At 38.0% G+C, this 12,116-nt stretch carries 15 protein-coding genes; 12 read left to right on the forward strand and 3 right to left on the reverse strand.

The window, feature by feature from the left end; all coding sequences use genetic code 11:
* Positions 1-62: 62 nt before the first annotated feature.
* Both IGI64_RS02550 and IGI64_RS02555 read right to left on the reverse strand, forming a co-directional pair.
* A complete protein-coding gene (locus tag IGI64_RS02550) occupies positions 63-533 on the reverse strand; it encodes a glutathione peroxidase (protein WP_016625870.1) in 471 nt (156 codons plus the stop codon).
* Positions 534-609: 76 nt separating this feature from the next.
* Positions 610-1,068: an S-ribosylhomocysteine lyase gene (locus IGI64_RS02555; protein WP_016625869.1), complete on the reverse strand. Its 459-nt coding sequence runs from the start codon at positions 1,066-1,068 to the stop codon at positions 610-612.
* A gap of 227 nt (positions 1,069-1,295) precedes the next feature.
* On the opposite strand from IGI64_RS02555, the gene efp reads away from it, so the two are divergent.
* Positions 1,296-1,859, forward strand: coding sequence for an elongation factor P (efp, locus tag IGI64_RS02560; RefSeq protein WP_016625868.1), 564 nt, complete (start codon positions 1,296-1,298; stop codon positions 1,857-1,859).
* 92 nt (positions 1,860-1,951) lie between these two features.
* On the opposite strand, the gene IGI64_RS02565 is transcribed toward efp, so the two are convergent.
* On the reverse strand, positions 1,952-2,755 hold the full coding sequence (locus tag IGI64_RS02565) for a TraX family protein (protein ID WP_429939385.1): 804 nt from the start codon (positions 2,753-2,755) through the stop codon (positions 1,952-1,954).
* A gap of 183 nt (positions 2,756-2,938) precedes the next feature.
* Here IGI64_RS02565 and IGI64_RS02570 point away from each other — a divergent pair, with 183 nt between their 5' ends.
* From IGI64_RS02570 to IGI64_RS02620, 11 genes are all read left to right on the forward strand, one after another.
* Complete coding sequence (locus tag IGI64_RS02570; protein ID WP_016625866.1) at positions 2,939-3,256, forward strand: PadR family transcriptional regulator; 318 nt, start codon at positions 2,939-2,941, stop codon at positions 3,254-3,256.
* A gap of 12 nt (positions 3,257-3,268) precedes the next feature.
* Entirely contained in the window at positions 3,269-4,213 is a 945-nt protein-coding gene (locus IGI64_RS02575; RefSeq protein WP_016625865.1) for a permease prefix domain 1-containing protein, read from the forward strand.
* 117 nt (positions 4,214-4,330) lie between these two features.
* The gene (locus tag IGI64_RS02580; RefSeq protein WP_429939386.1) at positions 4,331-5,005 is read left to right on the forward strand and encodes an NAD(P)H-dependent oxidoreductase; all 675 of its coding nucleotides are present in this window, start codon (positions 4,331-4,333) and stop codon (positions 5,003-5,005) included.
* A complete protein-coding gene (locus IGI64_RS02585; protein ID WP_429939387.1) occupies positions 5,002-5,175 on the forward strand; it encodes a hypothetical protein in 174 nt (57 codons plus the stop codon). The genes IGI64_RS02580 and IGI64_RS02585 overlap by 4 nt, the downstream gene beginning before the upstream one ends.
* Positions 5,176-5,284: 109 nt before the next feature.
* Positions 5,285-6,196, forward strand: coding sequence for a LysM peptidoglycan-binding domain-containing protein (locus IGI64_RS02590; RefSeq protein ID WP_429939388.1), 912 nt, complete (start codon positions 5,285-5,287; stop codon positions 6,194-6,196).
* Positions 6,197-6,412: 216 nt separating this feature from the next.
* Positions 6,413-7,162 carry a metal ABC transporter ATP-binding protein gene (locus IGI64_RS02595; RefSeq protein ID WP_429939389.1) on the forward strand — a complete coding sequence of 250 codons (750 nt, stop codon included), beginning with the start codon at positions 6,413-6,415 and terminating at the stop codon, positions 7,160-7,162.
* Positions 7,159-8,010 carry a metal ABC transporter permease gene (locus IGI64_RS02600; RefSeq protein WP_429939390.1) on the forward strand — a complete coding sequence of 284 codons (852 nt, stop codon included), beginning with the start codon at positions 7,159-7,161 and terminating at the stop codon, positions 8,008-8,010. The genes IGI64_RS02595 and IGI64_RS02600 overlap by 4 nt, the downstream gene beginning before the upstream one ends.
* Complete coding sequence (locus IGI64_RS02605; RefSeq protein WP_016625859.1) at positions 8,007-8,945, forward strand: metal ABC transporter substrate-binding protein; 939 nt, start codon at positions 8,007-8,009, stop codon at positions 8,943-8,945. The genes IGI64_RS02600 and IGI64_RS02605 overlap by 4 nt, the downstream gene beginning before the upstream one ends.
* A gap of 112 nt (positions 8,946-9,057) precedes the next feature.
* Positions 9,058-9,786, forward strand: a complete 729-nt coding sequence (locus IGI64_RS02610) for a hypothetical protein (RefSeq protein ID WP_016625858.1) — start codon at positions 9,058-9,060, stop codon at positions 9,784-9,786.
* A 38-nt stretch (positions 9,787-9,824) separates the two neighbouring features.
* Positions 9,825-10,991, forward strand: a complete 1,167-nt coding sequence (queG, locus tag IGI64_RS02615; protein WP_016625857.1) for a tRNA epoxyqueuosine(34) reductase QueG — start codon at positions 9,825-9,827, stop codon at positions 10,989-10,991.
* A gap of 377 nt (positions 10,992-11,368) precedes the next feature.
* Positions 11,369-11,959 carry a LysM peptidoglycan-binding domain-containing protein gene (locus IGI64_RS02620; RefSeq protein ID WP_034860911.1) on the forward strand — a complete coding sequence of 197 codons (591 nt, stop codon included), beginning with the start codon at positions 11,369-11,371 and terminating at the stop codon, positions 11,957-11,959.
* Positions 11,960-12,116 lie beyond the last annotated feature (157 nt).

Genomic DNA, 12,116 nt, shown 5'->3' on the forward strand with positions numbered 1-12,116 from the left:
GCTGCTAAAAAGTTCTTTAGTAAAAGATTTTTTAGCAGAAGTTTAATTGTTGCAGATTTAGGTTAGAGTATTTCTTTTATAGATTCTTCCATCTTCATGGGAGAGGTTTGGGGAGCAAATCGTTCAATGACTTCACCATCTTTATTGATTAAGAATTTTGTGAAATTCCATTTGATTTTTTTGTTAAGTGTGCCAGAAGTGTTTTCTTTCAAATAAGTAAAAAGCGGATCTTCTTCATCACCATTTACTTTAATGATCTGATGCATAGGGAATGTAACGCCATAAGTAGTCCGGCAAGCTTCAGCAGCTTCTTCTGCTGAAGATACTTCTTGTTTGAACTGATTCGATGGAAAACCAAGAATAACTAATCCTTGTGCTTGGTATTTTTTATAGAGTTCTTCAAGTTCTTCAAATTGTGGAGCTAGCCCGCATTTTGTTGCTGTGTTGACGATGATTACAGGTTTTCCTCGGTATTTTTCGAGTGAATAGCTTGTTCCATCTTCTAAAACAGCATTATAGTCATAGATTGTCATAGTAATCCCTCCATTTTTTTGAAATAGATAAATAAAAGAGACGGTGATACGTGGATCACTGTCTCTTTTTCGGAAATTATGCGTAGACTTCAGACCATTCGTCGCGTTTTGCCAAAAATTCTTTCGCTAATTCTTGGGCGCCTTCAAGTGTATGGCTTGCTGCCCAGCCGCATTGTGTTTCATTGCTTGCTGGAACTTCTGTTGCTTTCAAAACATCTTTCATCGTTTTTTCAACGACATCAAGAACTTCATCATAATTGTCATGGTTCAAAACAGTCAAATAAAACCCTGTTTGGCAGCCCATAGGTGACCAGTCAACGATATAATCTGCATGGTTGCGGATCAATTCAGCAGTTAAATGTTCAAGAGAATGTAAACTTGGCATATCCATGTGTTCTTTATTTGGTTGTTTGAAACGGACATCATATTTAATGATCAAATCGCCATTTGCGCCTGTTTTGCGGTCTGCGACACGGATGTACGGTGCTTTGACTTTTGTGTGATCTAGATTGAAACTTTCAACATTCATTTTCATTACGATTACCCCTATCTGTAAATGTATTGATCTCACTCAAGGAGCAGATCAATCGGTTCAACTTTGATTTTAACACTTATTTGTTGGAAGTTGTAGCAATCAGCAAAGACTTTTGAAATTCCTTTACCTAAAAGAACAAGAAGATGAATATCGAAACTTGACTAGTTTTATATGCAGTTGTTTGCTATAATAAGAAGGATGATTACAAGAAAAAGGAGACGACTAATATGATTACAGCAAGTGATTTAAGAGCTGGTATGACATTTGTACAAGACGGAAAGTTGATCAAAGTTTTAGACGCAAGCCACCACAAACCAGGTAAAGGAAATACGGTTATGCGTATGAAATTGAAAGACGTTCGTTCTGGTGCGACTTATGATACAACATTCCGCCCAGAAGAAAAATTTGAAAAAGCGCATATCGATACAAAACCTGTTCAATATTTATATACAATGGATGATACAGCATTCTTTATGGATTTGGAAACATATGAACAATACGAAATCCCAGTAGAAACTGTTGAAGAAGATATGAAATATATCTTGGAAAACATGGAAGTGAAAATCCAATTCTTCGGTGACGAAGTAATCGGTGTTCAATTACCAACAACTGTTGTCTTGCGTGTCGTAGAAACACAACCTTCTATCAAAGGAGCAACAGTAACTGGTTCTGGTAAACCTGCAACAATGGAAACAGGTTTAGTAGTCAATGTTCCTGACTTTGTTGAAGTAGATGAATTGCTAGAAATCAATACAGCAGAAGGTTCATATATCAAACGCGCTTCAAAATAATCAGGCGTAAAAAGATACAAAAATCAACCCCAAACAAAACACTTGAATGTTTTGTTTGGGGTTTTTGTTTATTCTATCAATAAAAAATAGCTTTATTTTTGGATAAAGTAAGCAATGAATGCCAATAGATAAATGTGGGCTGGGTAAAAAAAGTAGAAGAAATTGCGCATCCCGCGGCCTTTTTGTCCATTGTACAGAACCAATGGAATTGCTGCGAGGAACATCATCCATTGATAATTGACTAAGAAGATATCGACTGGAGATAATATCAGCGTAAGAATACTCATTGCAATAAGCGATAAGACTTGTGCCCATTTTTTTCCATGGAATACATAGAATAATACAGCTAACACGACAAGTAGAAATCCGCCTTCGACAGAAATAAGTGTAGGAACAAATGTCATGAATCCTATCATAAGATAACTGTTTATTGGTGAAGATAAATCCAAGGTCATAAGATAACCCATGACAACAGATGTCAGAATTGGGAGCAGAGCTAAAAGAATGCCGCGAAGCAGTGTTTTTCCACCTTTAAGACCGCCTTTGATCCATTCGATGGCTTGCATATATAAGACACCCATAAAAATCGTCCCAAAAATGTTGTTCATAATAACAGTATCACCGGTAGTAAAATAATGATTGAAAAGCAGATTTCCTATACCCATCGCCCAGAAACCCGCTAGTAAACGGAACATATATTTTTTTCGGTCTCGAGTATAAATAAAACCCTCTGAACTGGTAAATAGAAAAATCGGTGCAACGATCCTGCCTAACCAATGGAACCAAATAGGGATATGTGCAAAATAGAAAAATTGTGCGATATGGTCCAATACCATAAGAATAATACCTAAAAATTTGATATCAAAACTTGTTAAACCTTGTCTCAATTTGTTCATAAATTAACTCCTTTCATCTGTATATACTAGTGTAACTTGTTTATCGAATACCTGCCTTTTTTTTGACGAACAATCCAGTGACAGTTTTGTCATGAGAAAATCCAAATAATTACTTTACCTATCGTAGTAATTATGCTACTATAATTACTATGATAGACGTAGTAAAAAGCAGGAGGCGGAAGTATGATTTCTAGTGATGGGATTCGAGGCTATAATGACGCAATCATCTTATCTATTTTGAGCAAAGGGGAATCCTATGGCTATGCTGTATCTAAAGAAATCCGGACAGTCACCGATGAAACATATCTGATCAAAGAAACAACATTATATTCGGCTTTCGCCCGTTTAGAAAAAAATGGGTATATCGAGTCTTTTCCAGGAATCATCACACATGGAAAGAAACGAACCTATTACCGGATCACTTCATCTGGGCTTGCTTATCTCGAAGAAAAGCGAGCCGATTGGGAAACAACAAAACAAGTCGTAGATCGATTTATTTAGGAGGAAAAAATCATGGACGCAATCAAAGAATATATTGAAAGTTTGTTTTTGGGCATCCCTGAAAGTCATGAAAAAGAGCAATTGAAAAATGATTTATTGGCGAATATGGAAGATCGTTATGAAGAATTGATCCAAGAAGGAAAAGAAGAGAACGAAGCCATCGGTATCACGATCAAGGAATTTGGATCAATGGATGAAATAGTAGAAGAATTGGACTTCCCAAATTATGAAACAGAAAAAACAGTATTTGAAGGAAAAGAAATCTTGGAAGAAGAAGCAGAAGATTACTTCAAAGTTTTTCAAAAATCGGCAATTGGGATTGGTACCGGTGTCGTCTTATCGCTGTTGAGTATCGCTTCATTAGTTGCTTTGACTCACCTTGAAGGTATATTGATCGGCGTTCCCGCTATGCTTATTTTTATAGCTGTCGCTGTAGGTTTTTTTATTATTTCAGGCTTCTCCTTGACAACGATCAACAAAAAGATGGATGATCGGCCAATTTCTTACAGCGCAAGCAAACTGGCAGCAAAATCAAAAATGGAATTTCGGCTTTCTTTTATTATTTGTATCGTCAGCGGCGTTATTTTGTGTATTGCTTCCATTGCATTGCTTTTCATTGTCAGCTGGTACAGTTCCTTTGCTGCCGGCTTGCTGTGGATGTTTTTGACTATTGGATTTGGCGTTTTCTTTTTGATATACGGTGGAATGGTCCAAAGCAGTTATACTCGTTTGGCAGACGGCCGAATCTTTATTGCTGATGAAGATAACCTTGGACCACGTGCCAGAAGCGAAAGAAATAAAGAAATGACACCTTTACAACAACTTTTAGATAACTATTTTTGGCCGCTCACAATTGTTATCTACTTGCTTTGGAGCTTTATCTTCCATGGTTGGGCGATTTCATGGATCATTTTCCCAGTATTTGCTTTCCTACATGAAGCATTGGAGAAAAAATAATACTATTTGAAAGATCACAGTTTGTGGTCTTTTTTCTTTTTGTGAGCAAGACGAAAATGGTTCGTCAAACAGATATGCTACACTAATGGAGAAATCTCTTATAAAGAAGGAGAAAATATGAAAACTTTACTTATTGTCAGCCATCCTGCAATCGATACATCATTGAATCAGCAATTTTTCAAGGAAGCTTCAGCAGATCTTCCTGTGACTTGGCATCATTTAGAATCTATTTATCCAGACTATGCAATTGATTCAGAAAAAGAATTAGCTTTACTTTCAGAACATCAGAGAATTATTTTTCAATTTCCTTTTTACTGGTATAGTTCGCCTGCTCATCTAAAATTATGGCAAGACACGGTTCTCTCACGTGCAGGGAACGCCTTGGAAGGAAAAGAGTTAGGAATCGTTTTGACAACAGGCGTAGCAGAAAAAGAATACCAAGCAGGCGGAAAAGAAGAATATACGATATCGGAATTTTTGCGTCCTTTTCAGCGAATTGCCGGGAAATTCAAGATGACTTACCTAGAGCCATTCGTTCTTGCGCAATTTATGTATTTGACCAAGGAAGAAAGATATAAAAAACTCGTAAACTATCAGCAATATATCACACTTTCAGGAAAAAAAAGCCTGTTGAATCGAATCGAATGGTTTAAAGAACAATTAAACAATCAAAAACGCAGTTCAAAAAATGAACAGATGATTGATTATCTGCTTATGGGATTGGAAGAAGGAAAAGAGCAAATCGAAGAACTGGATTTTCTGTTAAAAGAAGTCAAAGGAGAAGAAGGATGAATAAAGAATGGCTGCTTCAACAGATAGAAGCTTTAGAAGCACAAGAAACGGACTATAAAAATCTTGCGTTATTAAGTGAGATGAAAAATTTAGTAAAAGAAATGCATCAGCGAATCGAATTATTACAAGGAGAAATCGACGGACGGGTATGGAATCCCAGCGATTGGTAAAATTAACGACTTAAATAAACAGATTAGAATTTTCAGGAGCCGCTTTCTTTGTTAAAATAAAAGAAAGAGATAAAATCGTTTATTTCTAGGAATTATCGGGGGTGAGAACTTGAACTATGATGAACGCGACCAGAATGTCCGAACGACACGAAGACGCCAGCAAAAAGAAAAAATGAGAAAACGTATGATCATGGTTGGTGTGCCGGCAGCAGTTGTTTTGCTGATAGCTGGCGGAGCAGGTGCCTACTATCTTTATGGACGAGAAGATACAGCTGCCCAAGCAACGAAAGAAACAACTGTTCAGGAGACGGTACAGACGACAGCAACAACGGAAACCACAGAGAAAACAACAGAATCTTCAACGACCGAAGAAAAAGAACCGACAAAGGAAACAGTCAACCAAGATTTGCAGTCGATCTTGACTACCTATAGCGAAAAAATCACTCAAAAAACGCCAGAGCTGATTGATGAATACCATGCAGAGATTCAAGAGAATCAAAATGGCTTAGCGGGCTTATCCACGATTGCCAACCAAAAAGCCAATGCTCTTCACGCAGTAGCGAATGAAGGTATCCAGAAAATGCAGGAGCTTTATCATAATGCAGGAAGTTTAGAAACGGTCGATTTAGGAAGTTGGACCAGCCAGCTTTCTGAAAAATATACGGAACAAGTAGCGCGGATCTCCGATGTATTACTTCAATCACGTGCGACATTCCAAGCAGAAACTCAGCCGACGAGTGAAGAAACGCAGGAGACAACTGAAGAAACCACAGAAACAGCAGAAACAACTAGCGCAGAGACCACAGAGATGGCAGAAACAACTGAAACATCAGAAAGCAATCATACTTATGATCAAAATACTTCTCAAGCAAGTGGTTCGACAACCGTCGTTTATGAAGGCGAAGGGCCAAATCAGATTGCAGAACGTACGGGTGTATCTGTTGATCGTCTGTTAGAATTGAACGGAATGACGATGGACAACTTCTTCCTGAATCCTGGCGATGTTTTGCGCTTGAACTAAATGAATAAACCAATGAAAAGACTTGTCATTTTAAATGGCAGGTCTTTTTTTGTTCTGAATTTTCATAAGTTTGTTATGTTTTGGTGAAAAAAAGAGAAAACAACGTAATGTTCCTCTTTTTCATCGTTTTATCCGAAAGCGACTTGCGAAATTTTTTGAAATTAGTTAAACTATAATTAAATAAAAAATTAGGCAAACCTAAAAAGAGGGAAAGAAATGAGAAATCAAAAAATAAATGTAGAAAATCTAACTGTTTCTTATCATAAACAGCCAGTATTTGAACAGCTTTCTGTCGAAATCGCGCCTCATAAATTAACGGGGATCATCGGACCAAACGGCGCAGGAAAATCCACTTTTATGAAAGCGTTGTTAGGACTTGTTCCTAAAAATGATGGAAAGATAACACTTGACGGAAAGACCCTTCGAACCTATCAAAAAGAGATTGCTTATATCGAGCAGCGCACCAAATTGGATACTTCTTTTCCAATCGATGTCTTCGGAGTCGTACTGATGGGAACTTATCCATCATTAAAAATCGGACGCCGACCAAGAAAACAAGAAAAAGAACGGGCAAAACAGGCTTTGGAAAAAGTAGGGATGGAAGACTATGCAAAACGCCAGATAGGTGAATTATCTGGCGGCCAGCTGCAGCGTGTACTTATTGCTCGCGCATTGGTGCAGGAAGCACAATGGCTATTCTTGGATGAACCTTTTGCAGGAATCGATGCAGTTAGCGAAAAGCTGATCTTTGATTTGCTGAAAGAATTAAAAGAAGAAGGCAAATCAATCGTGATCGTCCATCATGATCTGCATAAAGTGGCTGATTACTTTGATGATGTGATCTTATTGAATAAAGGTGTTGTGGCTTACGGATCAGTACCAGAAACCTTTACTTTGAAAAATTTGAATCAGGCATATGGGATGATGTTTGATTATTTTGGAACAGAAAGCGGGGAACAGAAATGATCCAGGATTTTTTAGAAGGAATCTTCCAGTATCAATTTTTACAATACGCATTGCTTACGTCAATATTGATTGGTCTGATTTGCGGCGTCGTGAGTTCATTTGTCGTTCTGAGAGGGATGTCGCTGATGGGGGATGCGATTTCCCATGCCGTGCTTCCAGGAGTAGCAATCTCTTATATGTTTGGGTTCAGTTATATGATCGGTGCGACGTTTTTTGGGATATTAACGTCTGTCGTGATTGGCTTCGTTACCCAGAAATCACAGTTGAAAAACGATACAGCAATCGGGATCGTTTTTAGTTCATTTTTTGCATTAGGGATCTTATTGATTTCTTTTGCGCAAAGTACAACGAATCTTTACCATATCCTTTTTGGGAATGTCTTAGCTGTCCGGACGAGTGAACTTTGGATGACAGCTATTATTAGCTTGATTATTCTCTTTTTTATTGGATTGTTTTACAAAGAATTGAAAATAAGCTCGTTTGACCCAGTGGCTGCAAAAGCTTATGGACTGAATACGACAGTGATCCATTATATGCTGATGTTTTTCTTGACCCTTGTAGCAGTGGTCAGTTTGCAGACAGTAGGAACGATCCTTGTTATTGCGATGCTGATTACGCCAGCCGCTACAGCTTATCAGCTGACGAACCGCTTTTCGACGATGCTGTTTTTATCTGCCTTTTTCGGTATGGCAAGTGCAGTGATCGGTGTCTTTTTCAGTTACAGTTACAACTTGCCTTCAGGTGCGGCAATCGTTCTGACTTCTTCAGGATTTTTCTTGCTGGCATTTCTTTTTTCACCTGTCAAAGGCGTCTTGTTTGGAAAAAATAAAGGAGGGATCCAAAGATGAAAAATTTAAAGATAGCTGCTCTGTTCCTGACAGCCGTTTTTCTTTTAGCAGGTTGCGGTAATGGAAGCCAAAGTGGTCAAGAAGCAGAAGAGAAAACAGAAAAGCTGCAGATCACTGCAGCAAATTCGATTCTTGCTGACATGGCAGAAAATGTGACCGGTGACTTGGCAGAAATCCATAGTATCGTACCAAGAGGGGTTGATCCGCATGAATATGAGGTTTTGCCGGAAGATATCAGAAAAGCAAGTGATGCAGATATCATTCTAGCAAATGGGTTAAATTTGGAGACAGGAAACGGCTGGTTTGAACAATTGATGGAGACAGCGAAAAAAGAAGAAAACAATGATTATTTCTTTTTGGGCAATGTCATCGAACCCATTTATCTAACAGCAAACGGACAAACAGATAATCCCGATCCGCATGCGTGGCTTGATCTTTCGAACGGTATCAAATATGTAGAAGAAATCAATCGGATAGTCAGTGAAAAAGATCCTGAAAATAAAGAAAGTTATCAAAAGAATACTGACGATTATATCGAAAAATTAAGAGCGCTTGACCAAGCTGGAAAAGAAAAAATACAAGCCATCCCAGAAGACAAAAAATTGCTCGTTACAAGTGAAGGTGCATTTAAATATTTTGCGGAAGCTTACGGCATCGACAGTGCATATATCTGGGAAATCAACACCGAGAGTCAAGGAACACCAGAGCAGATGAAAAATGTGATCAATAGAGTCAAAGAATCAGCTATTCCAGCCTTGTTTTTAGAAACGAGCGTAGACAAAAGAAGTCTTGAACGTGTCTCTAATGAAACAGGTGTACCAATCTATGACAAAATCTTTACGGATTCGCTGGCTGAAGAAGGAACCGAGGGCGACAATTATCATGATATGATGAAATGGAACCTTGAAAAAATCAGTGCAGGTCTTTCTCAATAAAAGAAAAAGAAGTAAGCTTTGCTCGTACAAAAAAGCACAGTATTTTTCACTAACCAATACCTTTTTTCTGCATTTTCCGTTATAGTTAATACTATGAAAGGAAGGTGCGGCTATGGATTTTACTCGTGAAGATAAACGGATGATCAAGGAAGAAGTCTTTCGATTATTAGACCAGCAATTACCTAAAGAAAAAAGTCAAGATATCGAGTATCTTGAAAATGAATTAGCCAAATTATTCATAGCTGATGAAGAAATTTACTCAGGCGCGTGGTTATTTGATGAATTCCAGTCCTTAGATGAAAAAACAGGAGTAGGATATTTTGTTTTTATTACTTCTCACGGATTTGTCCCTGGACTGCAAGTCAAACAAGGTCAAGAAGTTCGTGTGCAAGCTTGGCCAGCGTTATTTTCGATTATGAATCCAGAAGGTGTCTTGAAAAAGATCCAATCTGCTTATTATAAAAGCTTGTTTATTGCCAATAGCGAGGAAATGAATCGATTTTATAATCGTCTTGTCCAAATCATTCGGCCTGGCAAAATCCCGCAAACATTTACTCTCGAGCAGCAGAAAAATCTCTATGAAGAAGTTCTTTATTCAAGAGATCTTGCCGAATTATCTGATGTTGAACAACTGAGACTGTTTGAACTGATCCATACGAAACCTGTCTCTCAGTACTTTTTTGAAGTAATCGAGAATCAAAGGAAATTCCTTTCTGAAAACTATTGGGAAATCTATGCTGTCCGGAAGCGCTGGATGAAAGAGAAAAAACTAAAAGACCAGCAGCTGCAGTTTGTCCAATTGAAAAAAGACAAGTTGTATTATGGTATCTACAGTCGTTAGCCAGGGAAACTATTTTTTGTAAATGAAGTGAGGAAACAATGACATTAAAAGAAGAAATCATTCAGGAGAGCCGACGTTTAGGAATCGATAAAATCGGATTTACCACGGCAGAACCTTTTGATCATTTGAAAGAATCTCTAGAAGAGCAAAAGGCAAAAGGACACACTTCTGGATTTGAACATCCAATCATCGAAGAAAGACTTTATCCAGAAAAAACATTCGAGAACGCGCGCTCGATCATCGCGATTGCTCTAGCATATCCAACCAAGATTCGTGAAGAAGTCCCTAAAGATGAAAAAAGAGGGCAATTTGCCCGTGCTTCTTGGGGCATCGATTATCATGATATTTTACGAGATCGTTTAGGTAAATTAATTGATTTTATCAGAGAAAAAAGTGCTCAATATCAACAAGAAGAAGAATGGCGGTTTGCGCCGCAAGTCGATACAGGCGAATTGATCGATGTAGCCGTTGCACAAAGAGCAGGACTTGGCTTTATCGGCAGAAACGGATTGTTGATTACCGAAGAGTTCGGTTCATTCGTGTATCTAGGCGAGATCGTAACTAATATTGAATTTGAGCCAGATGAACCGGGTGTATTCGGCTGCGGTGAGTGTACGCGCTGTGTTACGGCATGTCCTACAAAAGCCTTGCTAGGCGATGGCCGCATGAATGCGCAAAGATGTCTTTCTTATCAAACCCAGACAAAAGGGATGATGCCGGAAGAATATCGGAAAAAAATGCGGAATGTCGTTTACGGCTGTGACATTTGCCAACTTGTTTGTCCTTATAATCAAAACAAAGATTTTCATTTCCATGAAGAAATGGAACCAAAGGCTGATGAAGTTTATCCTAAACTAAAACCAATGCTTTCCATGTCAAATAAGGAATTCAAAAACCAATTTGGTCATCTTGCGGGTTCGTGGCGCGGAAAAAAACCGCTGCAGCGTAATGCGTTGATTGCTTTGGCTAACCTGGGAGATAAAAGTGCACTTCCAGAGATTCAAGAATGCTTGAGTGATGTGCGGCCAGTGATTCGCGGAACGGCGGCTTGGGCAATTGGGCGATTAGGGACGAAAGAGCCAGAAAAATGGACAGAAATCCTGCAAACAGTACTGGAGAATGAGACAGAAGACGAAGTGATACAAGAATGTAAAAAAGCGCAAGAAGCGTTGTCAAACAAAACAAAACGAAGAAAATTACGTTAAATGACAGAAAAAGAGTAAAAAAACAGTAAAAAAGGCGGTAATTATTGTAATAATTACTGTCTTTTTTCTTTTTTTTGCCAAAAATGAGAAAAAAGCAAGAAAAAAATCGGTTTTTTGTATTCTTTTTGAAGGAGAAATATTACAAAAAAACGGCAAAAGTAGAAAAATAGGGGAAAATAAAATGGCGTTTTCTTTTCTTTCATATCAATGTTTAAACCGTTTTACTTATTTTTAGTAAACGTGAGAAATGTTACAAATATTAAATAATTCGTCATTTTGTCATGAATTGTCACGGAGCTTTTACCTATGAAATATTTCCAAATGGTAAAGTTAGTATCGTTGAAAGCAAAGAAGAAGAAATTAAAAGGAGTTTATATATGTCAATCAAAAAGATCGTTTTAGGAACAACTTTAGCTGCCGGTGCTGCAATTTTCGCAGGAGCTACAGAAGCACATGCGGATACTGCATATACAGTAAAATCTGGTGATACTTTATCAACGATTTCACAAAAATTTGCTGGTGATAACTCATTAGTTGAAAAAATCGCAAAAGCAAACTCAATCGAAAATATCAACTGGATCTATGTTGGTGAAGAATTATCTATTCCATCTGACAACGAAGCAACTGTACAAAAAGAAGAAGTACAACAATCTACATATGTTGCACCAGCACAAACACAAGCTGCAACTACAACACCTGCTGCAACTGAACAAGCTGCTGCTCCAGCTGCAACAGTAACAGCAAGCGATTCTAACTCTGCAAAAGAATGGATTGCACAAAAAGAATCAAGCGGTTCTTACACAGCTACAAACGGCCGTTACATCGGACGTTACCAATTAGACGCTTCTTACTTGAACGGCGACTACTCAGCTGCTAACCAAGAACGCGTTGCTGAACAATATGTATCATCTCGTTATGGGTCATGGGAAGCTGCAAAAACTTTCTGGGTTGCAAACGGCTGGTACTAAGAAAAACTTTTTATCAATGACTTAACAAGTGTCCACGGGATTTCCTGTGGACACTTTTTTTTGCTGCTTGAATATATGTGTTTTTTTGCTGGCGCTTATTGTAAGTTTTTACCTAATAATATAGGAAGTATTTTTCATTACAAGGAAAAATAAATTT

Origin of the sequence: Enterococcus sp. DIV0210g, from assembly GCF_050559705.1 — a bacterium.
Classification (GTDB): Bacteria; Bacillota; Bacilli; order Lactobacillales; family Enterococcaceae; genus Enterococcus_B; species Enterococcus_B faecalis_A.